Source organism: Vibrio sp. HI00D65 (assembly GCF_001635455.1).
GTDB lineage: Bacteria > Pseudomonadota > Gammaproteobacteria > Enterobacterales > Vibrionaceae > Vibrio.
Genome location: NZ_LWEH01000460.1, coordinates 89,957 through 115,600, shown reverse-complemented (window position 1 = coordinate 115,600; position 25,644 = coordinate 89,957). Strand labels below are relative to the sequence as shown.

General features: G+C 41.9%; 26 protein-coding genes, 2 tRNA genes and 4 pseudogenes. 14 read left to right on the top strand and 18 right to left on the bottom strand.

From position 1 onward, the window contains the following. The first annotated feature begins 140 nt into the window (after nt 1-140). Nucleotides 141-767, top strand: coding sequence for a DUF535 family protein (locus A3712_RS22455; protein WP_231891866.1), 627 nt, complete (start codon nt 141-143; stop codon nt 765-767). A 275-nt stretch (nt 768-1,042) separates the two neighbouring features. On the opposite strand, the gene A3712_RS22450 is transcribed toward A3712_RS22455, so the two are convergent. The 5 genes from A3712_RS22450 to A3712_RS22430 form a co-directional block, all read right to left on the bottom strand. Beyond that, a complete protein-coding gene (locus A3712_RS22450; protein WP_063525109.1) occupies nt 1,043-1,474 on the bottom strand; it encodes a GNAT family N-acetyltransferase in 432 nt (143 codons plus the stop codon). Between the two features lie 42 nt (nt 1,475-1,516). Beyond that, the gene (locus tag A3712_RS22445) at nt 1,517-2,011 is read right to left on the bottom strand and encodes a GNAT family N-acetyltransferase (RefSeq protein WP_063525108.1); all 495 of its coding nucleotides are present in this window, start codon (nt 2,009-2,011) and stop codon (nt 1,517-1,519) included. A gap of 45 nt (nt 2,012-2,056) precedes the next feature. After that, complete coding sequence (locus A3712_RS22440; RefSeq protein WP_063525180.1) at nt 2,057-2,479, bottom strand: N-acetyltransferase; 423 nt, start codon at nt 2,477-2,479, stop codon at nt 2,057-2,059. Nucleotides 2,480-2,573: 94 nt separating this feature from the next. After that, a complete protein-coding gene (locus A3712_RS22435) occupies nt 2,574-2,912 on the bottom strand; it encodes a zinc ribbon domain-containing protein YjdM (RefSeq protein WP_063525107.1) in 339 nt (112 codons plus the stop codon). Nucleotides 2,913-3,092: 180 nt separating this feature from the next. Next, nucleotides 3,093-4,256, bottom strand: coding sequence for a threonine/serine exporter family protein (locus tag A3712_RS22430; RefSeq protein ID WP_063525106.1), 1,164 nt, complete (start codon nt 4,254-4,256; stop codon nt 3,093-3,095). Between the two features lie 522 nt (nt 4,257-4,778). On the opposite strand from A3712_RS22430, the gene A3712_RS22425 reads away from it, so the two are divergent. The 3 genes from A3712_RS22425 (at nt 4,779) to A3712_RS22415 (ending at nt 5,443) form a co-directional block, all read left to right on the top strand. Continuing rightward, nucleotides 4,779-4,853, top strand: a tRNA-Gly gene (locus A3712_RS22425). A 39-nt stretch (nt 4,854-4,892) separates the two neighbouring features. Then, nucleotides 4,893-4,967: transfer RNA gene (locus A3712_RS22420), tRNA-Gly, on the top strand. Nucleotides 4,968-5,185: 218 nt separating this feature from the next. Continuing rightward, nucleotides 5,186-5,443, top strand: coding sequence for a hypothetical protein (locus A3712_RS22415; protein WP_063525105.1), 258 nt, complete (start codon nt 5,186-5,188; stop codon nt 5,441-5,443). Nucleotides 5,444-5,552: 109 nt separating this feature from the next. On the opposite strand, the pseudogene A3712_RS27125 reads toward A3712_RS22415, so the two are convergent. The 7 genes and pseudogenes from A3712_RS27125 to A3712_RS22395 all read right to left on the bottom strand — a co-directional run. Then, nucleotides 5,553-5,777: pseudogene (locus A3712_RS27125) on the bottom strand (copper-resistant cuproprotein CopI); the annotation flags it as partial. Beyond that, a pseudogene (locus A3712_RS28485) lies at nt 5,771-6,098 on the bottom strand (CusA/CzcA family heavy metal efflux RND transporter); the annotation flags it as partial. The pseudogenes A3712_RS28485 and A3712_RS27125, both read right to left, overlap by 7 nt. A gap of 3 nt (nt 6,099-6,101) precedes the next feature. After that, nucleotides 6,102-7,295, bottom strand: coding sequence for an NADH:flavin oxidoreductase (locus A3712_RS22410; RefSeq protein WP_157618856.1), 1,194 nt, complete (start codon nt 7,293-7,295; stop codon nt 6,102-6,104). A gap of 254 nt (nt 7,296-7,549) precedes the next feature. Continuing rightward, nucleotides 7,550-7,969 (bottom strand): annotated as a pseudogene (locus tag A3712_RS22405) (NAD(P)H-binding protein); the annotation flags it as partial. Further along, nucleotides 7,962-8,144, bottom strand: a pseudogene (locus tag A3712_RS28480) (iron-siderophore ABC transporter substrate-binding protein); the annotation flags it as partial. The pseudogenes A3712_RS22405 and A3712_RS28480, both read right to left, overlap by 8 nt. A gap of 92 nt (nt 8,145-8,236) precedes the next feature. After that, nucleotides 8,237-10,366, bottom strand: coding sequence for a TonB-dependent siderophore receptor (locus A3712_RS22400; RefSeq protein WP_063525104.1), 2,130 nt, complete (start codon nt 10,364-10,366; stop codon nt 8,237-8,239). A 206-nt stretch (nt 10,367-10,572) separates the two neighbouring features. Next, nucleotides 10,573-11,481 carry an AraC family transcriptional regulator gene (locus A3712_RS22395; RefSeq protein ID WP_063525103.1) on the bottom strand — a complete coding sequence of 303 codons (909 nt, stop codon included), beginning with the start codon at nt 11,479-11,481 and terminating at the stop codon, nt 10,573-10,575. Between the two features lie 217 nt (nt 11,482-11,698). Here A3712_RS22395 and A3712_RS22390 point away from each other — a divergent pair, with 217 nt between their 5' ends. Continuing rightward, complete coding sequence (locus A3712_RS22390; RefSeq protein WP_063525179.1) at nt 11,699-12,457, top strand: siderophore ferric iron reductase; 759 nt, start codon at nt 11,699-11,701, stop codon at nt 12,455-12,457. Between the two features lie 33 nt (nt 12,458-12,490). Continuing rightward, nucleotides 12,491-13,297, top strand: coding sequence for an ABC transporter ATP-binding protein (locus A3712_RS22385; protein ID WP_063525102.1), 807 nt, complete (start codon nt 12,491-12,493; stop codon nt 13,295-13,297). A gap of 81 nt (nt 13,298-13,378) precedes the next feature. Here the strand turns inward: A3712_RS22385 and A3712_RS22380 are convergent, their stop codons facing one another. After that, complete coding sequence (locus A3712_RS22380) at nt 13,379-14,572, bottom strand: MFS transporter (RefSeq protein ID WP_063525101.1); 1,194 nt, start codon at nt 14,570-14,572, stop codon at nt 13,379-13,381. Nucleotides 14,573-14,839: 267 nt separating this feature from the next. Between A3712_RS22380 and A3712_RS22375 the strand changes: the two genes are divergently transcribed. The 3 genes from A3712_RS22375 (at nt 14,840) to A3712_RS22365 (ending at nt 17,968) form a co-directional block, all read left to right on the top strand. Further along, nucleotides 14,840-15,931, top strand: a complete 1,092-nt coding sequence (locus A3712_RS22375) for a PQQ-dependent sugar dehydrogenase (protein ID WP_063525100.1) — start codon at nt 14,840-14,842, stop codon at nt 15,929-15,931. Between the two features lie 446 nt (nt 15,932-16,377). Then, on the top strand, nt 16,378-16,587 hold the full coding sequence (locus A3712_RS22370) for a cold-shock protein (protein WP_004737278.1): 210 nt from the start codon (nt 16,378-16,380) through the stop codon (nt 16,585-16,587). A gap of 325 nt (nt 16,588-16,912) precedes the next feature. After that, a complete protein-coding gene (locus A3712_RS22365) occupies nt 16,913-17,968 on the top strand; it encodes a tyrosine-type recombinase/integrase (RefSeq protein ID WP_063525099.1) in 1,056 nt (351 codons plus the stop codon). Nucleotides 17,969-18,002: 34 nt separating this feature from the next. Here A3712_RS22365 and A3712_RS22360 read toward each other — a convergent pair whose 3' ends face one another. The 5 genes from A3712_RS22360 to A3712_RS22340 all read right to left on the bottom strand — a co-directional run bounded on the left by A3712_RS22360 (nt 18,003) and on the right by A3712_RS22340 (nt 23,832). Beyond that, nucleotides 18,003-18,689: a hypothetical protein gene (locus A3712_RS22360; RefSeq protein ID WP_063525098.1), complete on the bottom strand. Its 687-nt coding sequence runs from the start codon at nt 18,687-18,689 to the stop codon at nt 18,003-18,005. Beyond that, nucleotides 18,679-19,308 (bottom strand): hypothetical protein, encoded by a 630-nt coding sequence (locus tag A3712_RS22355; RefSeq protein ID WP_063525097.1) that lies wholly within the window; start codon nt 19,306-19,308, stop codon nt 18,679-18,681. The genes A3712_RS22360 and A3712_RS22355 overlap by 11 nt, the downstream gene beginning before the upstream one ends. After that, on the bottom strand, nt 19,305-21,584 hold the full coding sequence (locus A3712_RS22350) for an ATP-binding protein (RefSeq protein WP_063525096.1): 2,280 nt from the start codon (nt 21,582-21,584) through the stop codon (nt 19,305-19,307). Before A3712_RS22350 ends, A3712_RS22355 begins: the two co-directional genes overlap by 4 nt. Then, nucleotides 21,584-22,846 (bottom strand): N-6 DNA methylase, encoded by a 1,263-nt coding sequence (locus tag A3712_RS22345; protein ID WP_063525095.1) that lies wholly within the window; start codon nt 22,844-22,846, stop codon nt 21,584-21,586. Before A3712_RS22345 ends, A3712_RS22350 begins: the two co-directional genes overlap by 1 nt. A 173-nt stretch (nt 22,847-23,019) precedes the next feature. Next, on the bottom strand, nt 23,020-23,832 hold the full coding sequence (locus A3712_RS22340) for a helix-turn-helix domain-containing protein (protein WP_082856301.1): 813 nt from the start codon (nt 23,830-23,832) through the stop codon (nt 23,020-23,022). A gap of 175 nt (nt 23,833-24,007) precedes the next feature. Here A3712_RS22340 and A3712_RS22335 point away from each other — a divergent pair, with 175 nt between their 5' ends. Genes A3712_RS22335 through A3712_RS22315 form a run of 5 tightly spaced genes read left to right on the top strand, consistent with a single transcriptional unit; the run spans nt 24,008 to nt 25,644 of the window. Continuing rightward, nucleotides 24,008-24,301 (top strand): pyocin activator PrtN family protein, encoded by a 294-nt coding sequence (locus tag A3712_RS22335; RefSeq protein WP_082856297.1) that lies wholly within the window; start codon nt 24,008-24,010, stop codon nt 24,299-24,301. A gap of 52 nt (nt 24,302-24,353) precedes the next feature. Then, nucleotides 24,354-24,896: a phage regulatory CII family protein gene (locus A3712_RS22330; RefSeq protein ID WP_063525094.1), complete on the top strand. Its 543-nt coding sequence runs from the start codon at nt 24,354-24,356 to the stop codon at nt 24,894-24,896. A gap of 15 nt (nt 24,897-24,911) precedes the next feature. Further along, nucleotides 24,912-25,154 (top strand): hypothetical protein, encoded by a 243-nt coding sequence (locus A3712_RS22325; RefSeq protein ID WP_004737268.1) that lies wholly within the window; start codon nt 24,912-24,914, stop codon nt 25,152-25,154. Continuing rightward, on the top strand, nt 25,142-25,369 hold the full coding sequence (locus A3712_RS22320) for a hypothetical protein (RefSeq protein ID WP_063525093.1): 228 nt from the start codon (nt 25,142-25,144) through the stop codon (nt 25,367-25,369). The genes A3712_RS22325 and A3712_RS22320 overlap by 13 nt, the downstream gene beginning before the upstream one ends. Then, a complete protein-coding gene (locus tag A3712_RS22315; RefSeq protein ID WP_063525092.1) occupies nt 25,366-25,644 on the top strand; it encodes a hypothetical protein in 279 nt (92 codons plus the stop codon). The genes A3712_RS22320 and A3712_RS22315 overlap by 4 nt, the downstream gene beginning before the upstream one ends.

Here is a 25,644-nt window from a genome sequence, read left to right as displayed (position 1 = left end):
ACGATGCTTTTTTGTTTTCTCAGTTGAGGTAAACGTGCAAAACTTTCGTCAAATCGTTGAGCATTTCCAATGCTGTAAACCCAAACACTAAAGGTTTAACCCGAATCAAGAAAAATCTGCGCTTTACACTATGGGGCGTTATGCACCCTAAGATCATTCGCAAAGTGCATCAGCTAAAAGAGAAAAACAATCTCTCAAACCTTCTTGAGCAGAACCCCAAGATCTTTGAAAAGCCACTCAAGCCGTTCATCTGTATTGATATCAAGCCTAAAACACGTGCTTCGTTACTGCATTCTCACTTCGAACTTTTAGAACGAACATTTGGTCCAAACACAGTGCATCTGCACCTTTCTAACTTTGAGCTTCTGACCTTTGCAGATCGAAATGGAGATGAGTTTAGGATTGAGACTTTCTCGGGGAAGTCTCGTGAAGGCTCCCTGGGGATCAAACTCGTCGAGGCCAATACCGGGCTGACTATTTACTCGGTCACCTTCAATATCTCAGATAATAATGGGCAGCGCACCATGCACATCGGCTGCCTACAAGGCACAAACAAGCGCATCACCAGCAGCCAAGATAAGATCAAAGAACTAACGCGTTCGTTACACGGGTTAAGGCCAAAGTCACTAATGGTGGAGCTCGCAATTATGTTTTCGAATTACATGAAAGTTGATGAGATTTTAGCAGTTTCGAATAAAGGTCATATCTATCAAGCGATTCGCTATATTGGCTCAAGGAAACTGAAGAGCTGGTTATTACACGGTTAAACGAAATTAAGTTTATTCCAAAGTTAAATTAAGCATTGATAGAAATGGCCAAATACACTTTTGAGCTGCTCCTAATCTAGGTTAAAAGCACAACCTTTGCTTATACAGGGGTGCTGAAGCCAGATAACCATACATTTCACACTCCCTTACGCTCGATCTGTTCTAAGTGTAATCACTTAATCATCAAGCATAGGGAGTTTTACAAGATTTTACGCTAGATGGGTGTCAGGAGCCTATCAAGTTACGGACACGCTGTAACCATTTTGAATGGATGTCTATTTACGCCACATATAAACAAACTGATCGTTTTGCGAGGTGATTTCAAAACCAAATCGGAGATACAACTCCCCAACTCGATTACCTTGCAAATAACACAGCTCTACTGGCTTATTAAGCTTTGAAGCGTGGGCTAAACAATCCGTCAAAACTTGGCTTCCAATACCCTTACCATGATATTCAGGCAGCAAGAAAAATCGACAAAAGTATAAGTGGTCACCTTTGTCTTGCAGCAACACACTGCCAATGGCTTTGCCTTGAAGTTCAATAATCTCAGGTCTTTCTTCTTCCCACTCTTCGGCGTGTATATCTCTCTGGACTTGCTCATCCCAACCAAATACGGCTTTGATCGGTTCGAACTCCGCGGCCTTTTTAAGCTCGAACAGAAACTCATAATCTGATGACTGAGCAGGCCTTGTTGAATACTTCAAAATATCTCCAACAGTAACTAGGGTGTCTTACTTAATTAAGGTTCATTTAGGGTCTAGTTGATATCGCAGTACTTCCTGTCTGTCTTGCTCTGAATAAAATGTACTCAAGGACTGACCACCGCACTTCTCAATCACTTTCTTCGAAGCGATATTGCCACTTTCACAAGTAATGATAGCGCTTTCTGTTAACGCGTGATGTTGTATCCAAGACAACATATAGCTAGCGACACCTCGCCCTCTCGCTTGGGGCAGAGTCTCGTAGCCTATGTGTCCGATGACATCATGGATGTAGTCGGTCGTTCCATGACGAACTCGAATCACACCAAGGATCTCGCCACAATCAATACAAAAATAGGTAGAAGCTGGAGTCCAACCTTCTGGCAAGCCTTCACCTCTAGAATAAGCAATACGCCTTTTTAAATAAGCGTCACTGCTATCAGAAATACCAGTGTAGATATCAAGCCCATCTTCAGCACAAGCATTCACATAATGATGAAAGGCTGTTGAATGCGATAAATCGGCTTTGACTATATTCATGTCGTTTTCACTCCTACTTAATGCTTGTCTGACTGTGCGCTGAGCCTAAGCTAAACGCATGAAGTATTCTTGATTCCCTGTATGTTCATCAACTTGTTCGCGAACAATTTCAAAACCTTGGGAACGGTAAAATCCAATACTTGCTTGATTCTCTCTGTACACACTCAAAGACAAATTCGGGCACTGCAGCTTAGCATGTGTCATGAGTTGTTTTCCGATACCACATCCCTGCTCTATTGGGCTCACAAAGATCGCAGCTAACACGCCCTCATGGAGCGAATAAAAACCACAAACTTGGTCACCGTTCAGATAGACATAGGTTTGTGACGCAGGAAGGTAAATATCACGCATATTGCCCACTTGTGACTTCCAAAACTCAGGCGCTATAAAATCATGCGCCTTGATGGAAGCCTCAAGCCAAATATCTAAAACGGCATCAGTGTAGGCTGTTCTGTATTCTCTAATCATTAACTTTTTACCTAGTGTCATTAATCTTCTAGAAAGTATGCCGAGAAAGCTAAGTGAAGCATTGAACATTTGCGACAATCACGCAAAACATAGATTACTGTTTTTTCACGTACTTCGCGGTTATTAACATTTCACCGCCACCATCCAGTTTGCAATCTAGCTGATGGTCTTTACCTTCGTTGATGCGTCGAATCACAGCTTTGGTACCAATTTTTAGCACGCTAGAACTGCCTTTTACTTTTAAATCTTTGATGAAGGTGACTTTGTCGCCAGTCTCTAACACAACGCCATTAACATCTTTCACTCGCGCAGCTTCTCTTTCCAAACGCTCTTCTTCTGGATTCCACTCATGAGCGCACTCAGGGCAGATTAAGTTGTTTTGGTCCGGGTAAACATATTCAGACTGACATTGCGGACAAGGAGGTAAAGACATACGTTACTACTTCATTTAAATGGAATTTATGTTCAATCTTAATGGCTCTTTCCAAGGTTGGCGAGCATAAATCGAATCAATTGCATCAAGATGAGTTGGTGGTAAGAAAGAGCGGCTCCAAAACGAACAAACACAGCAGTGAGCTGTGTTTGTTTAGAAGGTTCCGATAAATAAAGCGTCTTAACGTTCGACTTTTGGGGAGTAAATGGAATACGCCGTGATTTGCCCAGCTACGATCGCCGAGAACATAAATAGCGCCGATAAGCCGATGCTCGGAATCGGCAAAATAGACTGCTCAAATACTGATTGACTGGCACTCACTAGAACACGGCTACCCGGAACTAAGATAATGATTCCTTGCACAATATAGATAGCGCCAGTTAAATCCATTTTCTTCGCAATCCAAGTACCGTATAAAGTGATCAATACCGTAGTTACCCAGGTACCAACAACCCAACCACTATCAAAACCTAGATAGAATGGTCCCCACATCCCCAATACTGCAACTGGCAACCCTAACAAAATATCCATAGGTCTTGCATTGAACATTACACCCAATGATGCAGAGATGAGCACTAATCCAGAAATATGCATCCAAGTCGGCACAGCATTGGTGTAATCAATAGATACCGCTTGCCCCCACACAGCCTCACCAATATTGAGCCCCATGATGATGCCGACAAACAATTTTATCAGTGTTAAGGCACTCTGACCTAGTAAACTGGTACCAGAGACTAAATCGTTAAAAGCCAAACACTCTAATGCATTGGCTATAGATAACCCGGGGACAAACAAAACGATCGAGGCAATACACAACGCCCATACCGGAATTGGTAGCCCTGTGCTTGCCAAGAACGCCACAGCAATACCGGTTAATAGTGCAGAGATGAATTCAACCGCAATCGCGCGGCGTGAATGAAGAATTTGCTGACATACCCAAACCATCAAGCCAAGTAGCGCAGAGAAGCCTACAGCTTCCAAAGTACTGCCGACCAGCATTAGATACGCAGGTGGAATCCCCATATTAGCCAGTGCAATAATCCATTTAGGGTAACCCACTGGCTCTGGGACTGGTTCACTGCTTGGTTGATTAATACGAATGATGGTATTCGCCAACAAACTCAGGTTGATTGAAGCTGGCTTTAGACGCTTGAGAATAACGGCATTGTTATCGTCTGGAAATTGATAATTAATCGCGGTCGGTGTTGCTTGAATCATTACGTCTACACCATGCTTTTTAGCATAATACTGTGTATATTTTTCAAGCTTATAAGGGGCACAGCCACTGCGGTGAAGTGTATCGCCAATTTCAACTATTTTGTTAATTCGGTACTGAGAAGGCATGGGTATTTTAGGGGAAACAAAATGTGCGGCAAATGTACCAGACGATAGAGGTAATGACGAGGTTTTTGCGTAATTTATCAACTGGATTGGTCACTTTTTCTCCGAACATTGAAAAGTACGAATGAATCTACTTATTTAGAATTAAGCCTATGAATAATAAGAATTGTTCACAAGTTAAATCTATGCATCCATATTGTTATAAACAGACCGTTAAGTCTGCTCAAAAACCCCGCGTATGTTAACGAGGTTATTCATAAAGTTTAGGTTAAATACTGAACAAAGAGCAAACAACGCGGCGGTTTATAAACCAAGATTAAAATTCATCCAAAACTAGCGTTAGTCATGACATTTAAGAACAGAACGCTTAATGAGAGCTTAGTCACACTTTATGCAACCACGAAACACCAAACGTGGTTGAAAAACTAGCGGAGTGGTGGTTATGCGAGCACTTGGAATAAAAATGGAAGAAAAAGGTTTCGTTTTCAGTTAGATGTGGCATTATCAAACTCGTTAAGACGATGTGCGTGCATCGTATAATGGCTATTACCTCAGCCTTCCAAGCTGATGATGCGGGTTCGATTCCCGCTGCACGCTCCAAGTCTTCTTAATGCCTCAGTCTTACCCTTAAGACAGTGTGCGTGCATCGTATAATGGCTATTACCTCAGCCTTCCAAGCTGATGATGCGGGTTCGATTCCCGCTGCACGCTCCAATTCAAGTTTATCGTTTACCCCCTCAAATCGAACTCAATCTTCAAAGATAATTGTAATACTTTGACTTAACCCTCTAACTGCTTAAATTACCTTTAGTTTCCCCTTTACGACTCTTACTGTTTCTCGGAATTGTTCTAGTTTTATAATCTCGGTCAATGTTCAAATCCTTCATTATGTTAATGTGCGCTCAACTAGAAACAACCATAAAATAATAAGAATGTTCAAAAGCAATGAGTTAACTATCAATATTGAGACAATCAATATCGCCCTGTCCAAAGTCGAAAACGCGAACAAGATTCAACTTAATACGTTGAAGGGTTATGTGAGCAGTGAGCCTGAGCAAGCTATTCTAGCGTTTCGTTCTTTGAGTGAAGTGGAGTCTATCGACGACAAACTTAAAAGAATCATGTCAGATCTCCCTCATCTAAGTTGCGAAGCGCAGCACCTATTGGAAACATCGATTCTTTTACAGTAATGAGAAAGGAAGATAAGTCTCAACTAACGCACAGGTATGAGTTAAGACTTATCTTTAATTTCCTAGCCCGATTGAATTTTTAATCCAACCAAGAACTAATAATTAGCATTTAAAGCGTTACACTTTTCACCATACCTGCTTCTGCGTGCCCTGGAATATTACAGGCAAATTCTGCGTGATTGTCTCTATGGAAATGCCAAAGCACCTGCTTCGCTTTGCTCGGTTTTAGTGTCACTGTACTGCCAGAATCATGAGTATGATTACCCATATTTTTCAGCATTTCACGATGCTACAGCTGCTCTGCGGCAGAACCAATCGAGAATTCGCAGTCAATGGAACATAAGTGGTAGCAGTCTCTTATCGTCTGGTTTTTCCCATGGTATTTGAACTTCTGAGATGCTTTTTTAATCAGCTTGTTGGTTTGCTACAGTAATTCACGTGCCCTATCGATCGCAATGCCCGAGTCAGTAGTCGGCATGTACATCAATTCACCTTAATACAAAGGAGGAATGAACTCACTGCCAAGCTTGCTAGTCGGTTAATACGCATAAGCCATCAAACCCAATTCGAACGCAATCATCACTTTTGAGTAGTTAAGTCTTAAGCTAAACAATGGTTTATACATCACAACCAAGCTGCGGTTCACAGGGTTCTGTGCTCAGGTAGAGTCAGAAAAACAAGAGCCTGCGGTATTACACAGGCTCAGGTTTAGATTCATACTTAGCTTTTGCTTAAGTGAATACATTTTAGCTAGCTGCACTTTTCTGTCTTTGTTTACCACACAGAAGTTACCACGCTTGGTGCGACACTTAGAACATCTCTCACACTCAACTGGGCTTCGGTGTCCCTCTTTCCAGCGTTTGATTAGATGAGGTTCAGATAATAGAGGTCGAGAAAGTGCAAAGTACTCGATACCCGTATTATTTGCGATTTTTTCAATGGCATCAAAATCCGTTAAGCCGCCCACCGTGATAACAGGAATGTCGACGTCTTGGCTAATTTCGTGGCCATATTCATGGAAGTAACCTTCAGCTTGGATAGTAAACCCGTCGTATGACTCGCCAATCATGGTTTCGGCTTTGCCATGAATGTTGCCAGAAACGATAATGCCATCAACGCCTGCCTCTTCTAGCGTTTTACACACCAAACGCGTTTCATCGAAGGTCACACCGCCCTCGAAAAACTCAGAAGCCGTCAGCTTAACCAAGATAGGGAAATCATCACCAACCAACTTACGTGTTGCCGCGTAGATCTCAAGCAAGAATCGCATGCGATTTTCTAAGCTACCGCCGTATGCATCTTCACGTTGGTTGTAATAAGGGCTCAAGAACTGGTTGATCAGGTACGTGTGAGCAGCATGAATTTCTACACCATCAAAGCCCGATTGCTTAGCTCTTAATGACGCTTTGGCAAACGCATCAACAATATAGTCAATATCCTCTTTGGTCATTACTTTACCCAGTGTTTGCGTCCCTTTTTCAGGAACCTCACTCGGTGCGAAGATCACTCGCTCCCCAAGGTCATGAGTGGTTTTAGTACCGCCATAAGCCAATTGCATTACGATTTTAGTGTCGTTGTCATGTACCAACTGAGTTAGCTTTTTATACTCCTCTATAAACGAGTCGTTATACATACCCATCATGCCAGCATTCGGTTTTTCTTCTTCAACGATGTTCGCGTAACCCGTCACGATCAAGCCAACCTCACCTTGAGCTAGCTCTTCATAGATAGCGTAAAGTTCATCTGTCATATGACCATCTTCAGTCGCCATATTTTCCCACGTTGCACTGCTCATAAAACGGTTCTTTAGTGTCATGCTGCCAATGCGGGTTTCTGCAAACAAAGTACTCAAATCTAATCCTCATTCAATCGTATTGCGCCATTACCCCATCTAGTGCGAGGCTGATTGCGGGGATACTACAGAGAATAAGACAGGTAAAACTTAATCTAGATTAAGAGAGAGGCATTCTCACATAAGAAACAGGTAACATTTGCTTCAAATGGAACTCGTTGAGGACAAAAAACAAAAAAAGCCGCTCGGTGAGACTAAACGGCCTTAAAACTTTTCACTAGATTGAAATGCCTCCAGAAAATAATACCGGGCTTTTATCCATACTTAACCGTAGGATCAATACATTGATAGACTTGCCCGAAACTTGCGTCGTTTGCCAATAAGGTTTCGATAAGACGAGCCACTTCTTGTCGGTAAATCACGCCATGCACTTCCACGTGTTGAGAAAGCTCACCGTTACCCGTCACTTCACCATCTAATAAGCCACCAGGACGTAAAATCGTATAATCCAGCGAGCTCGACATTAACCACGCTTCCGCCAACGACTTTTCACGAACGGCAGCGCCAAACCCTTTCTTAGAGCGCTCTGACAAATATTGCCATGAGTCACCACAACCTAAAGACGTCACCAATACAAAGCGCTTAATGCCATTCGTTTCAAGAGCATCAATCACATACCGGTGACCAATATAGTCAACTGGCACATCCGCTCTAAAACTGCCCATTGTCCCAATTTAGCGCAGCTACTCGAACGGGTTGAACTTCAACGGTTTTCACTCCTTCGCTGTCTTCAACTCGGTAATCCGCCAACGCATTTAACGATAAGGCGCTCGCTAAAATCATTGGAGCGAATTTTGTATTCAAGTTTTTTACTTTAGAAAAATGAAAAGCGATTGATTTTAAGTTCATATATTTGCCTGCTTAATCTAAATTCGATATTTCTACAAACGACAAAAGCAGCCTAACAAAGGCTGCTTTAAAATTGGGAGACACTAATCTAGTTAGAATTCATAGTTTACGTTGAATTCAACGGTTTGTTCTTGTCCGTACCAGCAATAGCTCTCGTTCCAGCACGTGTAATATTCTTCGTTGAAAATGTTATTCGCAACGAGACTCGCTGTCGCATTCTTTAAAGAACTGTTCATTTGACCTAAGTCGTAGCCAAGCGATAGATCAACTAAAGTGTATGAAGGAACAGTGCCTTTGTTTTTATCTGATGCATCATTGAGTACGGTTGCACCCACATAACGTACACCGCCACCAACTCTAAGACCATTCAGAACACCGTCACGTACAAAATAGTTAGCCCAAACATTTGCAGTATGATCTGGTACGAAAACAGGTGTTTGCCCAATGTTCGAAGCATCTTTATCTTCGGTAACTTCCATGTCGGTATACGTATAGTTAGCCAACAGGTCAAGGTTATCAGTTACTTGCGCACGGCCTTCTAGCTCAACACCTTGCGATCGGATCTCACCAACGGCAGTCCATGGTGAAGCTCCGTCAGGGCGAACACCTACATTTTTCTTATTAACTTGGAAGAGAGCCAACGAGCCAGATACCATATTTTCGTATGAGTCATACTTAAGACCAAACTCTACTTGCTCACCAGTTTCAGGATCTAGGTTATTACCACTAGCATCTAGTTTTGCATTAGGCTCGAAGCTAGTTGCAAAATTAGCGAATGGAGATAAGCCATTGTCAAATTTGTACAAAGCACCTAAACGGTATGAAAAGTTAGTATCGTCGGTTTCAGCTTTGCTTGGAGCCCCGCCCCCCACAGATACCTTGGTTGTTGTTTCGACTTTGTCAAAACGACCACCAGCGATGAATACCCAATTATCAATTAACATTTGGTCTTGGAAATAAAGGCCAAGCTGACTCATTTCAATGTCGTCATTCTGATAATACACTTTAGTGAAATTGTTCGGGTTCAACTTATCGTTATTTGGGTTATAAAGGTTGATTCCGTCAACACCTGCGAAAGCGTCGTAAGCTACATCACCTTCAATGTTTCTGTAATCTAGACCGAAGAGTAAATAGTGATCCAATGCGCCAGTGGGCACTAAACCCGATAGTTGGTTATCAACACTTATACCCTTAGAGCTTTCATCAGTGCTATATGCAGAGCGTTCCAACTCTCCCGTTGTAGCATCAAAATCGCCACTGGCAGTACTTTCTTGATAAAAATCAGCCTGCATGTAGCGGAAGTTTTGTAAGAAAGCCCAATTGGAGTTGAAGTCATGATTAAATTTGTAACCAGTAATCAAGAAATCTCTTTCGATGGTGTTGTAGTTCACATCACCAGCAAATGTCGATGGTGCGATTTTACCTGATTTAATCGCAGCTAACGGTAGAGTCACGTTCTGACCGAGTGCAGGATCATTCTGATAATAGAGATTGAAGTTAATAAAAGTTTTATCAGACACATACCAATCGAGTGAAGGTGCAATCACATATCTCTCTTCTTCAACACCATCCACTTGCGTATCTTTTTTACGCCCAAGAGCAACTAAACGGTAAGCCAAGTTGTCACTTAGTGCGCCTGTTGTATCAATTGATGCTTCGACAAGGTTATCTAACCCCGTAGCTAAACCAACTTTCGTAGATTCTTCAAACTTAGGAGCTTTGGCGATGATATTAACCATACCTCCTGGTGGCATACTTCCGTAAAGAACAGACGTTGGACCTTTGAATATTTCTAAACGCTCCATCGCAATTGGATCGATTTGAGGTTTTACATTCCAACCAGGAAGAATCGGTAACATCATTCCGTCGTAGTAGTTATTAGTAGAATCAAAACCACGAATTTTCACCCAATCAGTGAGGACTACTGCACCACCTTTGTTCTCAGTAGAAACGCCAGGAGCGTATCGAAGAGCTTGCATAACAGACTTAACACCACGCTGTTTCATCTCTTCACTTTCGATAACGTTAAGAGTCTGCGGAGTCTCCTCAGGGGCTAAAACAGTTTTCGTTGCAGTATTACGATAGGCTTTACCCATAATCGTAACAGTTTCTACATTCGAATCTGCCGTAGTAACGGTCTCTTCCGCCATGGCTTGCGCTGAAAATGCAGTTAGCAATGCAACTGCTGGTGATGAATACTTAAAACGAGTGTGAGTGGTCATGATTCCCTCGGTACCAATGCTTATTGTAAATAATAATAAATCTCATTTGCATTGTAAGTATCTATCGATGGGATAATTAACAATTTGGTGCAAGTTCAAAAAGAACTTGGCCTATTTACAAAAAAATAAGGTCAATTGATGATTAAAAACACAATTGACCTTATGAATGAGAGGATTTGTAAAGAGTATGCTAGGCGACGATATGACTACGATTTAATAATAGGAACCCAGTACTCCATCACTGCATCCGCTGCATGAGTTTGATAGCCGAGTGGGTATACTTCAAGCTCGTAGCCATCAACACCTCGATAACCAGAACACGGTAACCAATTGAGTACAAACCAACTCAAAGTATGTCGAAGATTCTCAATCGGGCCACAATGTTTGACAACAGCATAGGTTTGCTTTGGAATATTTAAGACCTCTAACTTGTCAGAGATAATACTCGGCAATTGGGGAATTGAAATCTCATCGTTAAGTTCAACTCCAGCCCAATAATGAATATTGGTACCATCAAAGCAAGCCTGAGTGAGATCAACCACACCAATAAACTTATAGGCATTGTCGTCAGGTAGTGTCACTTCCCCTTCTAAGCGTGACCACAATTGAGGGACTTTCTGTGCAAAATCTTGTGTCAGCGAAAACAGACCACTGATTTCAGAAGTGATACCTTTCACTAGGAACGACTCTCTTTCCTCAATACGAACTTCAACAAAGCTCAGCGGGCCATTATCAGCGCTGCTCAGCGTGTCAGACACTTGTATCGGTTTACGAAGCCCCGTTCTTTTGCCCGCTTTTCGATACTGGCTTGGGCTAGAGCCAAACATCTGCTTAAACGAGCGACTAAAACTAATTTCTGAATTGAATCCTAGTTCAAGCGCGATATCGATAACCCGCTCTTTGGTATCTAACAGTTCTTCAGCCGCTAGGCTTAACTTAAGCTCTCTGACGTAGTTCGCCACAGTGAGCCCAGTTTCGGCTTGAAACACTCTTTGCAGCTGCCAACGAGACCAACAGCTCTGTTTCGCGATATCCTCTAAAGATAATGTCGAGCTGAGGTTCGCATGTATATAAGCCAAGACACGGCTAATACGATCAAATGCAGGAGTGTTCATAGTCACGCTTTTGTAATCTCGCTAGTGGCAGCAATTAAGTAGATTCAGAATTACTTTTTATCATTTAAAGAAGATTTTATCACTTAAAAGTGACTAGGACTCTCTCAATTTATAAATTTTATAATAAGAGTTCTACGAGGAAATGCTCCATTTTGTATGGTTATCATCGATAATGTTAGATATGATAACGAAACTGATTATCATTTACTGGTTTAACATGCTTTCCCAGCTGCACAATATCGCCACTCGTCGTAGAGCCCCTTCTTTACACCAAAAAATTTTTGCTTATTCAAAACAAATTACCCCATATTTAAGCGGCAGTTATGGTTCTTTGAGCAGCAGAAGTATCGCCATGACAAATGATAAAAGCCATATAGAGATAAAGCGCGTTTACGATGGCTTAGCGGAAAATCACTCTGAGGCAGGTAAAGCTTATTGGTTAACCCGAACTTGGGATCTAGTATGCTGGCAGCCAATCTACGTCACCTTCGTTTCTATCTATGGCCTTCATTCATTACCAGATATCAAGAATATCGGTCAGTTTAGGTATAAAGAGTTCGTCACTGGGTACCGCTTCTTCAATGGTGATCACCAACACGGTACACCAGAAGAGTTAATACCACATGCGGGTCAAGCAATATTAGAACTCACGGAGTTTTTCCGCAGCCAGATCAGTGAGTGGACACGCATTCGCCCGGGGTTTACCAACCATTTGCTCGCGGATCTACTGTTGGGTTGTTTGATCAAACTGCAACAGCGCGAACAAAGCCTGACCAATGAGTACATCACAGAGCAAGCAAGGCTATGGTTAACAGCTTGCCAACTTCCAGAGAACCACTTAGAGAGCCTCAAAGTCGACGATACTACAGGGATGCTTAAGCTCGTTAGGGTCAGCTGTTGCCTAGTCTACAAGTGTGACTCTAGAAAATATTGTGACGATTGCCCTAGACACCCAGACAATAAGAAAACCGCTTAACACCATTCCTTAATCTTAAAATCCAGGACAGACATGTTTCAGCTTTCAAATTTCAAAATGGTTCGTGACGAGCGTACCATTCTCTCAATTGACGAGCTTTCCACTCCAACCAATGAACTTACGGTCGTTCTTGGTCACAATGGTTCTGGTAAATCGACACTGGTTAACTTGCTCTCTGGTCAAATGGCAGCAGATCACGGCACAGTAAAGCTGGATGGCGCTCCTATCTCTTCTTTCAAAAGCAAAGACCTAGCCAAAAAGATTGCGTATTTACCTCAAAAGCTTCCAGCTTCGGCAGGCTTAACGGTCGAAGAACTGGTTCGATTAGGGCGTTTTCCTTGGCGAGGTGCGTTTGGTCGTTGGGACTCTGAAGACCAGTCCATTATCAAACAAGCCATGGATAGAACGGGCGTTACAGAGTTTTCACAAGTTTTAGCGGACGATTTATCCGGCGGTGAACGCCAACGAGCGTGGGTTTCGATGTTGCTCGCCCAACAGTCTCCCATATTGATTCTCGACGAGCCAACATCCGCGCTAGATGTTCATCACCAGTTCCAATTGATGGGTTTGCTATCTGAACTCAATAAGAAAGAAGACGTTGGAATCATCGTAATTCTGCACGACTTGAATCTTGCACTGCGTTACGCGACACACATAGTCGCTCTAAAGAAAGGTAAGATCGCCTTTGAAGGAAGCGCTGATAAGTTGCTTAATGAGCAGGCCTTGTCCGAGCTCTATGAGTCCCCTATCCGACTGATCGACCATCCAGTTCCAGCCAAGACTGCAGCCAGTGAAAAGGTCGCTGTCGTCTGCGAATATCAGATAGTCTGGGCAAGTTAAACCAAAGCGCTGAGCTTAAAAAAGGCCATTGAAGCTCATCATTTCAGTGGCCTTTCAGTTTAGATTTGATAACTCCTTTAACTAGCTAAGCTGAGCGTCTCTGGCTTCTTGGCTACTAAAGCCACGCAAAATATTCAATAACGTAATCGCAGTGAATAGTGCGATTACCAATGACAAATGCCACGCTTCACCAAGACCAAGTTTAACCAACCCCATGCTTACCAGCGAAGACACAACCATTTGGCCGCCTCCCGACATCGCAGCCGCTGCTCCTGCGTTCTTTTTGTAAGGCAACATCACCAAAGCTTGAGCACAAGGTAACGCGATGCCATTCCCCAGTATCATCAAAAACTGACCGAGCATTAGATAGACCGGCTTAAGTGGGCAGAAGAACAGCCACAACGCTGCCGAAATGTGTAATACAGGCGTACATACCAGTGTTTTCTTATTACCTAATATTGGACGAATACGGTTACACAAGCTTGTTCCACCTAGCATGCCCAATGCAGGTATTATCGCCCACATTGCATATTCGTCGGACGTCATGCCAATCTGATTCTGCATGATAAACGGCATCACAGACACAGTCGTGATCATCAAACTAAAGTTAAGCCAACCAATGCTCGCAAAGCTCATAAAGTAGCGAGATGTAAGTAGCTCCTTGTATTGAAACACCATTTTCTTTGGTGAAGGAATCGCAGAGAACTGAGTAACGGTTTCTTTGAATTTAAGCGCCAAGACCACCCAAGCCAATGAGACATATCCAAGTAGCGAGATAAACACCATACTCCAACCAAAGTGGAAGTTGATAAAGCCACCAATGACCGGTGCAATAAGAGGCGTAATCGACGCAACCATCGCGATATAAGACATGACTAATGGTAAGTCAGCTCCGCTGAATCTATCTCGTGTGGAAGCGCGAGCCAGTACAGCACAACAGCCTGTACCTAAACCCTGTAGGAAGCGCCCCAACACCATACTGGTAAAAGAATGGCTGAAGAAGATGATCATCAACAAGCCACACATGGCAAGTAATAAGCCACCCAATAGTACCTTTTTCCTCCCCAAAGCATCTGAAATTGGACCATAAACAAACTGAGAAGGTCCGAAGCCTAGCAGGTAGACACTCACTAAGAACTGGGCTTGTTCTAGCGATACATCAAAATCCTTTGCGATCCAGGGTAAAGAAGGAAACACCAAACCCATACTGAGTTGACCGATACTGATGACCAAACACGCCAGTAAGATCGACTTAAAATCAAATCGACGGCTCATGAGGCTGTACACGTTGTTAAAAGGTTTGGTTTATCAACCTCACAACATAGAGATATAGAAGATAGAGAGAATGTTGCAGGTATGATATTCATGGTGCTCCGAAAGGATCGATTGGATTGTCGCAGGGTAAACATACGTTAGCTCGTATAATCATACAACACCGGCTGGACTAAATATGTGAATAATCACTTTTCACACACCTTAACTTTCCGCCTGTCACTGACACACGCTAGACTAACACTAGATCGCAACAATGAAGGGACTTAAATGAACACTTATCACCGTATTCTCACCTCAGCTTTGGCACTTGCTCTGTCTGGTCCCCTTACCTCAACAACGGCTTTTGCGTGGCAAGCTGAGAAGATCACCGATGGGATCGTGATTCCATGGGGGCTCGCCTATGTTGACGAAGGATCCATGCTAGTCACAGAAAAAGAAGGTGTGATCAAACATGTTAATTTAAAAACGGGTGATCAGAGCACACTTTTTAGACTTCCTAATGTGTGGGTAAAAGGCCAAGGCGGAGCATTAGATATCACCTTCTCGCCCTTTGAAGAAAACAAACTCTATATTACTTACAGCAAAAACATTGATGACGAAGGTGTAACCACACTCGCTTCTGCTGATTACAAAAATGGTGAAGTGTCTAATTGGCAAGATGTATTCGTTTCAGAATCGAGAACCGACACTGGACGTCACTTTGGCAGTCGCATTACCTTCGATGATAGCCACCTCTACTTTTCGATTGGCGACCGTGGAAATCGAGATAACGGGCAAAATACCTTAACCCATGCAGGCTCGATATTGCGCTTGAGTGCAGACGGAAGCACACCAAGCGACAACCCATTTGTAAACGACGACAAAGTTCTCAACGAGATCTGGAGCTATGGCCACCGAAATCCGCAAGGACTGTTCTACGACTTCCCTACCAAAAAGTTATGGTCGATTGAGCATGGCCCGCGTGGAGGTGATGAAATTAACCTAATAAAAGCGGGAGCCAACTACGGATGGCCTGTCACATCTCATGGTAAAGAGTATTGGGGGCCAATCAGCGTTGGTGAGTCTGAAACCAAAGAAGGCATCGAGGCGCCTAAAAAGGTCTACATTCCTTCCATCGCCCCCGGCAGCTTAGTGGTTTATCAAGGGGATAAGTTCCCAGAGCTAAAAGGAAAACTATTAGCAGGCGCACTTAAACTTACCCATATTAATGTCGTAACGGTCAATGAGCAAGGTGATGCGACTGACGAGCAACGTATTCTAGAAAGCTTGGGCGAAAGAATCAGAGACATCGAAACTTCGCCAGATGGGAACATCTTCTTTAGTACTGACAATGGTAACCTTTACCGTCTAAAAAGGTAGCAAAACCATTAAAACAACCAACTAAATATTAGATGATTTTATAAATAAAGCCTTTAAATACGGGGGGGCTTCAGGTCAATTTAGCGGCTTTCTTGTCCGAAACCAGAGTATGTACAAACAGTGCAACCACTCTAATTCTGTCATCAAACTTACCTATGTTTTTCACAAAAACGACAAGAAATCACCATACAACTGTAACTACATGATATTTAAGGAATGCAAAGTTTGACTACCCCCAAGTTTCTGCAACCTTTCACTATGGATTCGATTGACTATCCCCTGATTTGATTTAGACTCGATTTCGGCTAGAAAGAAAGTTCTTTGTATATAAACATTTCGTTGGATTACTAGTAACCCCGTTGTGTTGTACGCAATAGCAATAAACTTTTCCACGCTATCAGTGCCACAATTGGCTCACTATAAAAATTAATTTTAGGGATAACATTATGTCTAACACAGTTACTGGTACAGTAAAATGGTTCAACGAAACTAAAGGCTTCGGTTTCATTCAACAAGAAAACGGTCCAGACGTATTTGCACACTTCTCTGCAATCACTGGCGAAGGTTTCAAAACTCTTGCTGAAGGCCAAAAAGTTGAGTTCGTAGTATCTCAAGGTCAAAAAGGCCCACAAGCTGACAGCATCAAAGTACTTTAATTTGGTATTTTAAAGCTTTCTAAACATAGCCAGCCTCCGCTGGCTATTTTTTTAACCGCTATTCAGAGATTTAAGGTAAGATTCCCCTTCACTATTTTTACCTAAGACACCCACCAATGGCTCTCAAACCCACAATCTATAAGTTTCACTAAAATACGCCACTCCCCTCCCTACCTAGCAATAGCCACATACACCATTATTTTCAGTTACTTAACATAAATAACAACCTAGAAGAACTTCAATAAACTGCTATAATCTCTGAACCTTGGTACACCTTTTGTACCCCTCAAATCACCCTTTTGGTACACCTCAGAGGCACACGTTCATGGCATCTTATAGTATTGAAAAGCGAACTCTAGCTAGCGGTGATTCTCGCTACAAAGCCACTATTACGGTGAAACATCGAAGCAAAATTGCTCAACGTTTTTCTAAAACTCATAAGAAGAAAACGCTCGCTACTGCCTGGGCAAAAAATGAAGTACGAAAGATAGAAGAAGGTGAAACTCAAGACCGTTCTGTACCCATTGGTCAGCTTCTAGACATGTACATTGAAAACAAAAATCTCTGGGACAATACTGGCCGATCTAAACAAACCGTATTAAAAATGCTCCGTGATTGTGACATAGCAAAAATCTATTCCGATGAGCTAACCACTAAAGACTTGATTGAGCACTGCCAGAATAGATGCAGTACGGGAACCAAGCCCTCTACCGTCTATTCCGACATCTACTTTTTACGTTCAGTATTCAAACGAGCTAAACCTGTATTCAACGTTGCCGCGAACGTGAACACATTCTTAGAAGCAACACCCATTCTGTATGAAATGAAGCTCATCGGTAAATCAGAGAAACGAACAAGGCGCCCTACTCCCGATGAAATTGACCTGTTAAAAGAAGCACTAGAAGAACGCGAGCAGCGCAGAGAAAATAAAATCCCCTACTCCATGCTTCTAGACTTCAGCATCCTGAGCTGTATGAGAGTAAGTGAAGTGTGTGGTATTCGATGGGAAGACTTAAACGAAGAACTTAGAACAGTGATCGTACGTGACCGAAAAGACCCACGTAAGAAAGAAGGCAACCATATGGTCGTTCCTCTGCTTGGGGAAGCATTCGATATTGTAATGAAGCAAGAGCGTAAAGGAGAGTTGATATTTCCTTACAACCCACGCTCAGTTGGTCGAGGCTTTGTTGAAGTGTGTCAAAAGGTTGGGATTGATAACCTACGCTATCATGACCTACGCCGTGAAGGTGCAAGCCGCTTGTTCGAGAAAGGCTTTACCATTGAAGAAGTTGCTCAAGTAACTGGCCATAGAAACCTAAACACATTATGGCAGGTATATACCCAACTGTTCCCGCATAAGTTACACGAACGTAAGATATGAAAAAAGCCGCTAAAAAGCGGCTTTGTCCAATTACTTAAGAGTGAATTGAAACAGTTTTCAAATTGGTATACCGCTCAAATAATTCTGTCAATAATTTAAACTGTTGTTTAGCCTGTTCTGGTGTTAAATCACCGGACTCCCAATCATTCATTACTTTTCTTTGTCTAGATGACAGCATCAACTTGACTCTATCAGCTTTAATAGTTACTTCACGGAGCTTTCTAGTGTAGACCCGATTTGTTCGGTTCAAAAGCAATTTACCGATCATATATCTTGCTGGTCCGTTTGGGTCTACACACTGTAAACGTCCATCATTATCAACTTTTAGATAACTAGTAACATCAACTTCAAATCGGTCAATATATCCTTTCTTAGATAGAAAGGTGGGTCCATCCTGAGTTTGTAAACAACCTTGCCAATCATCCGACTTTAAGACATTGCACTTTTGACAAGATAAGTGAAGATTAAAGGGGTGAATTTTCAGTATTCCATCGAACTTTGTTCCAAAAACATTCTGTGGCCTAAAATGATCCAGAGAAAACTTTTCACCACCACACTCATCCAAGTGAACATCACAATACACACACCTATACTGGCAATCCTTAGCTATATTGTCATAATTCTTCTGGCAATTATAAGTACGGTAAAACTCACCTTCAGTCTTATAGTAACCTTGAATACTTTGCCGTTTTAACGATGGAAAATACAAGCTACTCATCATCTTTTGTTAACTCCGCATAGATTGCGTTAAGTTCATCAGAGGCTGCATTTAGCTCCGCAAGAGAGCTTTCACTTATAAGCCTTTCATCAACGAGTTTTTTACTACGGCCTAGGTTTAATATGTCAAACTCTTCTAACTCACTATCATTCAACGTAGAAAAAAGTGACTTTTCAAATAGTTCGTCAAACCGTTTTGCTTGTTCTGATTTAATATCTTTATAAATATGAATCTGACGAAGAAAACGTTGTTTGAGATTATCTTCGTCTTCTTCAGACTCCCAATCATTTTTATCTATTACAAACTCAATATCTCCAAGATACTGATCAATTTCATCTGCAGTACTGGTAAGAATATAGATCGGGATTTTAGAATCAATTTTTCGAACTTCTTCAATGAGTTCAATTCCACTATAAGTTGCATTACCAGTGTGTTTAAGGTTCTCGTCTACAAAATAAGAAACTTTACCGGTAATTCCGTCTAAAACCGTCATCATCTCCCGTAAAGTGGTTTCTACATCTAGGCAAACAATGTCAAATTCATCCTCAAACATAAACTCCATCGATAGCTTATATGTATCTCGAATATCTTTGTCATCGTCTATAAATACAATAGTGTTCATTTTGTATCCTGTAATACTTCAATATAAAAACCTGCTCCACCTAAGTCTGAGTATTGCTTAGCTGAGACAGTTCCTGAGGACATATGCTCCTCGACTTGGCCTTTTATAATGGACAACCCCATACCTGTACCAATCGAGTTACCTTTATTATCAACCTTCCTACTATGCATTGGTAAGAAAATCGTATCTTCTTGACCTGATTCTAATCCACAACCTGAGTCTAAAAAGCTAAGTTTAAGACGGTTACCGCCAAGCCTTTCAAAAATCACTTTGATTTGTCTATCTTTCCTCGGCGTATCTTCTAGCGCCCAAGTTGAATTGGTGATTAAGTTAATAGCGATGCTTTCCCAATCAATTACGAACGAGCGAACATTAAAATCTTCTTCTTGAATTTTTATAAATTCAAAGCTCCACTCAATTCCCATTTTTTTAAAGGATGCGGACATCATTCCAAAAATACATCTAAACACATCAGGTACGGGCACTTTTTTCCGTTTTCTTTTATCTGGTTTAATATTATTGATGGCTAATTGTGAAAATGTGTCAACATATTGAGCGCCTGTTACCATACGAGACGTTAGAGCAACCAATTGATCATAATCAACTGTATCTCCATTACGTTCAGCTTTTCTTACTACTTTGGTCAACAGCTTCGCATTTGTTAAGGCTAGAGCTGAATGCGTACGAATTTCATGCCCAAAGCTAACAGTCAGGACCCCTAAAGAAGCGAGGTTTGAAAGGGTGTCTTTCTGCTCTTCAAGCTTCTTTCGCTCTTTTTCCATATATTGAGAATAGTCGTCCAAAGCTTTTTGATGCGCCTGCTTCGCACGTTCGAGATCTCTAAGTTTTTGATTAACCAACTGTGCTGGAGGTGTTTTCTTTTTATTCTTTTTAACTTTTTTAGTAAAAGCTTTAACTTCACCAATAGCTTTGTCGAGATCTGAATCTCTTTCCTTAACCGCTTTTTCTAGCTCTTGTGCTAAATTTATCCCATCCTCATCTTGCGCAGCTTTAGTAGCTATAGTTTCAAATGCAGAAATGACTTTAAGCACAAACGTGCGTAGTTGCAGGTAAGCTTCATTTTCAACAATCCCTTCACGGTTTGCTTGGTCGTTCAAAATAGCATTAGTTGTTTTTGATATACTAACTGCACCAATGATTTGACTCGGTCCAACTCGCCAACCACCCTGCCTTATACCTCCAGGGCTTTGCGACTTACGAAAACCTATATCTAGCCAATCACCTTTACCCGTAGGCTCACCATATGGTCTGACTCTAAAGTCATCTCTGTAAATACGAACCCCCCGGTTCAAAGCCATAAATTTCTCCCAGTTTCGGGTCGTCATATCGACTTTTGAGAGAAACTCTTTTTTCTTCACCATATAATGGAATTCGAACTCTAGAGGTCCAAATAATGGTTTATCCCCTTGTTTTGAGATCCAATCTTTCCATGGTGTAGGTAACTGCTTAACTTCTTCACCAGTAACGTTATTTTTAAAGTTGAGTAAAACTCTATGACTAGTATCTACCTCAGCTCTGACCTCCCAACTAGCAGCTTTTAAGAGCTCTTGAGTATCAACGACTTCTGAATAAGACTTAGTATTATTCACTGCTCGGTGGAGTGTTATAGAAAAGTCATTCGCTTTTCTATAAGGAGAGATTAATAATCTAAGCTCTTGTTTCAAGTCCTCAATAAAACTAGGAGTCCAACAGTCTTTCAAGCCAATCAGAACCATATATGTCCCAGAGTCATCTCTAGACGTAAAAATATCTCCATACTTACCTATTAAAGGTAGATCCTGCTCATAAATATCATGTTGAATCTCTGAAATAGAAGCGTTAGTACCTTCATATTTACGCCAATCAACGACCAGCTGGGTAACTGTGTTACTGCCTTTCTTCTTTGTGTAAAGAATAACCTTCTTGCTTAATCTATCTAAACCTAAGCGACCTAGACCTTTTGCTCCAGTAAGAATACGTTTTTTGGTTACAGACAACTCAAGACCATTTTTGAAATCCGTTCCTATTTTCAGCCAGTGGTCGTAGATAGTTTCTGCATCCATACCGTTACCATCATCTCTGAGTACAAGTGTAGAAAGCGCAGGGTTATCCCTTAAATGAAACTCCACATGAACATCTTCCGCATCAGCATCATACCCATTTTTGATTAATTCAGAGACAGCAACAGTTGAGCTTGAAATGCTTTCTCGACCAAGTTGCATCGGTACACGAGCCGACATATCAAACGGTTTTTTACCTAAGTGTCTACGAGCCATTACTCTTCCTCTACAAATGGGATATCTTTTATAACACCGACGGTTAAGTGTCGTAATCGAATGCGTTCATTTAAAAAATTATTAGTTTTTTTAGTTTGTAATACCTGCATAAGTTTCTTACAAGCTTTCAACTTCCCATCCTTAGGTTTAACAACAATCATATGATTCTCTATTGCTACCGGTTCACGAAGATTTATTAATGTCGCTGATGCACGATTTCTATCTGATGGGCTAGATGTTCTTTTGATTACTACAAATGGAGGGGTTAGAACTTTACCCGTAAAACGCCTCATCTCAACGGCTTCACGAATAACCCCCCATTGAGGGCATATTTTAGGGTAAAAGTATGGATACTCAGGCCCATCTTCTGGGTCACGATAGGCAACTAATGGGCCTGTCCGAACGTCAAAATAATCAGAAATGCATACGGAGTTCTGCTCAGCGTTATGCCATTTAATGGGATTGGCTGCTGTCTTAATTTTTCCTGAAAGCAAGAAGACATCCACGTCTGTTTTACGGTTAAAACGCCCCCAAACATCTACTGTTGCGCTCATTGATTGAGAAGTAAATGACCTAAACTCATCATACCGACTACCCGAGCGAAGAACATCTGGCAAAATCGCACTAATACTGCAGTCTTCTGGTAAAAGTCTAAGATAATGATCAAATACAATACCAGCGGCATTGACCTTTCCCTCTTTCCAATAGTTTTCTTTAGGCGATGGCCAAATAGTAAAAGGAGGGTTCATCAGCACATGACTTATTTTTTCAAGCTCTAGTTTCTCTGCACTCAAAGCATCTTTAACGAGAATATTTGGGAGTAGCTCAAATGCCTCATCTAAGTCACAGTCTTGCTCAACACCACGATTCAAAGCTTCGACGACAATTCTAAGTTTAGTCGCTTCAATAAAGTGGGCGTGAAGATCAAAGCCCCAAAGGACTTTTCCCCAGGCTAACAAAGTTGTTGATAGTGAAGATTCAACACCAAGGGCCCTTGATGCTTCGATTAATAGATTGCCAGCACCACATGTTGGATCCAAGACAACAGAACGAGAAGTGATAACTGGTAATAAAGCTACAGCTTTTGTAGCCAATTTTTGACCTGTAAAAAAGCTACCCGCCTCACGCATTTCTTCAATCGTCAGTAACTCTCTCAATACCAAATCAATATTATCTAAATCCACTAATCCGCGGAACTGTTCTTTATCAGGAGAGAGGAGTAACTTACGCATCGCTGCGTTATGTGAAGTAAGGGCGTTCATTATAGTATTCTGCAGAAATTTTTAGCTATTGTATCATTAAAACTTAATTCTAAGGAAAATACATAGCGGCATAACTCACTGTTTTAATTAAACTTATAAACAAGTTCAATTATCCCACTTCTGCAGGCTACATTACATACAAAAAAGACGACCCTGAGGTCGCCTTTGCTTTTCTAAATCACCGCCTTCATGACGGTGGTAACAACTTTCCCGATTACCGCGAACTCGTCGAGTTTCTCCTCATTCACGATAAACGAATCATATTCTTCTTTGTTATCTGAGATGACGTTATAGCCCTCGGCCATGATGTCGTACTTCAGACGCTTTATATAAATGTGCTTACCAATGCGAACAACATAGACACCGTGTTTTACGGGGTGATCGAGTTCTCGGGTATCGACTAATACTTCATCGCCGTCACTCAAAGTGTCTTCCATTGAGTCACCGTGGCAAATGATGATACGTGCATCTTCTTCTGTCAGGCCGAAACGCCTTAACCATAAGCAAGGTAAGAATTCAGTTCTAAGTTGGTATTCGGTATCGTTTTGAGCACCAAACCCACAAGAGGCATAAACGTTGTACACGGGTACAGCGCACATATCGCCTATATGAGAAGTGGCTTTCACAGACCTAACATTCGAAATCTCTGTGACATTGCCATCGGTATTACAAGAGGCTCGGCTAGCAACCTGCTGGCTAGTTTGGCTGCTACCAATATCAACTTGCTCTACTGACGTCGAAGTTACGCTAGGTGCTGATGCAGTTAATAGATATTCCGCTTCATCAAGATCCGTGACGTATTTCTCAATCAGTTGTTTTTTTACATCTGGGTGGAAATTAGAAATATGATATTCAAATACTTTGCTAGAAGTAGCACTCTGTCTTGATAACCAATTGTTACGTCTACCTTTTTGGGAGACACCAGTCACTGACTTAGGCATTCCATCCAAACCCACTAAATCCGAACTTAGAAACCACTCTTTCACACAAACACCAATAAACACTGATAATCACTTGACATAGTCACTATCTGAGCGCACCATTTACATAAACACGAACAAACAAGATGTTTATCTATCATATTAGTAAAGAACAAGGATAAACACCAATCAACTAAGAACTATATCACGTCAGTGCTGTAGTGAGAATGAGGATAACTATATGAGCATGGATATTCACTACGGGCTTCAAGCAATGTTTGGTAAGCCGATTGTCCAATTAAGCGAAGTTTCAGAATCATTTTTTGGAATGAAGTATGCGACGGCTAAAGCCAAGGTTAGCAACCATGAATTCCCTATCCCAGCCTTTCGTCTTCATGAAGAAAGTGAAGCTAACAAAGGTACAAAAGTTCCGTTATTGATTCGAGTTAACGACCTTGCTGATTACGTTGTAAGAAAACATGAGGAAGAGCGAGCAAGGATGGAATCCATCTACGGAAAGTTTCATCGTCATTAAAACCACCTTCGAAGCTAAACACTTTTCTTATGTTTCATAGTGAGTATCAGACATGGAAGTGAACCAGACAATGTGCGTCTTCTTAGCGGATGTACAAAAACAGTACAACGAAGCATGCAGCTTGTTTCGAGCACGACACCGTAACGAGTTAACTGACATAGCCAAAGCCTGTGGCCTTCGTTCAAACATGTTGCGTAACAAGCTGAATACCGAGCAGCCGCACGTACTTTCTTTACCTGAAATGATGGCAATTTCTAAAGCTACGGATGACTACATAATTTTAGAAGTTGTACTTCGCCAGTTAGAGCTAGTGACCGCTCATATTCCTGAAGGTGAAAGAGAAACGTTTATTAAACGTGCTCTAGACAACTCTGTGCTTGCTGGAGAAATCTCTCAGCTCGCGTTAGACACGGCAGGCCAAAGAGTTCTGCCTCGCTCAACTCGAAACTCAATTATCAAAACGGCACAAGCTGGTATTAGCAACTTAGTGCTGCTCATTAACGACCTAGAAGACCGCACAAGTGGTGCTCACCCTTTTTTATGTATGGGTGTGGACTTGTTAGCCAACGGTGCGCCTTTACCAGGTCTTACTTAATTACGGGGTGTAATTATGAAAACTCTACTCAAAACCATCACTTCAGGTGAAGACAAGATTTATGTCTACGAAGCTGGATATGTAGAAGGCGTGAAAGCGGCTCAAGCCTATTTAGCAGGCCCTGACGGATGGGGAGCTTCTATGTACTTCCCTTTGTATAAGGTCGAAGACTTCGCTCAAAACCAAGCTCAGGTTGCCAATTTCCTTGAGCTTGCCAAGGAGAAACTCGGAATGGAGAAAGAACCATGCAATACGTAGCGGTTGCACTGAACAGCGGTGGCGGCGTGGTTCGTGCTGATGAAACTAGCGAAGTTAAGAATCTTTTTATCGGTGAGTTTGATTCACCAGAGCCAGCAATCGAGGCGGCTTGTGAGCACTTCAACTGCCAGCACGTTATGAACGGCGTGATCATCAGAGGTAATCACACTGGCGGCCACATGATTATGGATACACAGGAGTTTAGCGAATTATGAGGGACGTTACTTTTAGACCGGCTAAATCGACGGCTGATTTGCCTATCTCTTCTCCAATACATAAGCCCTGCCCTGATATGGCGGGAATGGAGAACCCAGATCCAAAGAAACGAGAGCGAGCGCGCTTTTTAGTGTCGAAGTTGCGCGAAAAACACGGCATTAAAAAGCGTGTTAAGGGCAACTCTCAGCCAATGAATTATGTGTGTAGTGAAAACGGGTGCGCTGAACCTTGGGACTCGGTAAGTAATGCGAATCTATGGGATGTGAAGCAATAA

Bases quoted from the DNA above. Each gene is read 5' to 3' on its own strand.
- A3712_RS22455 (WP_231891866.1), top strand. From the start codon at position 141: ATGCACCCTAAGATCATTCGCAAAGTGCATCAGCTAAAAGAGAAAAAC.
- A3712_RS22445 (WP_063525108.1), bottom strand. From the start codon at position 2,011: ATGAATATAGTCAAAGCCGATTTATCGCATTCAACAGCCTTTCATCAT.
- A3712_RS22440 (WP_063525180.1), bottom strand. From the start codon at position 2,479: ATGATTAGAGAATACAGAACAGCCTACACTGATGCCGTTTTAGATATT.
- A3712_RS22435 (WP_063525107.1), bottom strand. From the start codon at position 2,912: ATGTCTTTACCTCCTTGTCCGCAATGTCAGTCTGAATATGTTTACCCG.
- A3712_RS22430 (WP_063525106.1), bottom strand. From the start codon at position 4,256: ATGCCTTCTCAGTACCGAATTAACAAAATAGTTGAAATTGGCGATACA.
- A3712_RS22415 (WP_063525105.1), top strand. From the start codon at position 5,186: ATGTTCAAAAGCAATGAGTTAACTATCAATATTGAGACAATCAATATC.
- A3712_RS22400 (WP_063525104.1), bottom strand. From the start codon at position 10,366: ATGACCACTCACACTCGTTTTAAGTATTCATCACCAGCAGTTGCATTG.
- A3712_RS22395 (WP_063525103.1), bottom strand. From the start codon at position 11,481: ATGAACACTCCTGCATTTGATCGTATTAGCCGTGTCTTGGCTTATATA.
- A3712_RS22390 (WP_063525179.1), top strand. From the start codon at position 11,699: ATGCTTTCCCAGCTGCACAATATCGCCACTCGTCGTAGAGCCCCTTCT.
- A3712_RS22385 (WP_063525102.1), top strand. From the start codon at position 12,491: ATGTTTCAGCTTTCAAATTTCAAAATGGTTCGTGACGAGCGTACCATT.
- A3712_RS22380 (WP_063525101.1), bottom strand. From the start codon at position 14,572: ATGAGCCGTCGATTTGATTTTAAGTCGATCTTACTGGCGTGTTTGGTC.
- A3712_RS22375 (WP_063525100.1), top strand. From the start codon at position 14,840: ATGAACACTTATCACCGTATTCTCACCTCAGCTTTGGCACTTGCTCTG.
- A3712_RS22370 (WP_004737278.1), top strand. From the start codon at position 16,378: ATGTCTAACACAGTTACTGGTACAGTAAAATGGTTCAACGAAACTAAA.
- A3712_RS22365 (WP_063525099.1), top strand. From the start codon at position 16,913: ATGGCATCTTATAGTATTGAAAAGCGAACTCTAGCTAGCGGTGATTCT.
- A3712_RS22360 (WP_063525098.1), bottom strand. From the start codon at position 18,689: ATGATGAGTAGCTTGTATTTTCCATCGTTAAAACGGCAAAGTATTCAA.
- A3712_RS22355 (WP_063525097.1), bottom strand. From the start codon at position 19,308: ATGAACACTATTGTATTTATAGACGATGACAAAGATATTCGAGATACA.
- A3712_RS22350 (WP_063525096.1), bottom strand. From the start codon at position 21,584: ATGGCTCGTAGACACTTAGGTAAAAAACCGTTTGATATGTCGGCTCGT.
- A3712_RS22345 (WP_063525095.1), bottom strand. From the start codon at position 22,846: ATGAACGCCCTTACTTCACATAACGCAGCGATGCGTAAGTTACTCCTC.
- A3712_RS22335 (WP_082856297.1), top strand. From the start codon at position 24,008: ATGAGCATGGATATTCACTACGGGCTTCAAGCAATGTTTGGTAAGCCG.
- A3712_RS22330 (WP_063525094.1), top strand. From the start codon at position 24,354: ATGGAAGTGAACCAGACAATGTGCGTCTTCTTAGCGGATGTACAAAAA.
- A3712_RS22325 (WP_004737268.1), top strand. From the start codon at position 24,912: ATGAAAACTCTACTCAAAACCATCACTTCAGGTGAAGACAAGATTTAT.
- A3712_RS22320 (WP_063525093.1), top strand. From the start codon at position 25,142: ATGCAATACGTAGCGGTTGCACTGAACAGCGGTGGCGGCGTGGTTCGT.
- A3712_RS22315 (WP_063525092.1), top strand. From the start codon at position 25,366: ATGAGGGACGTTACTTTTAGACCGGCTAAATCGACGGCTGATTTGCCT.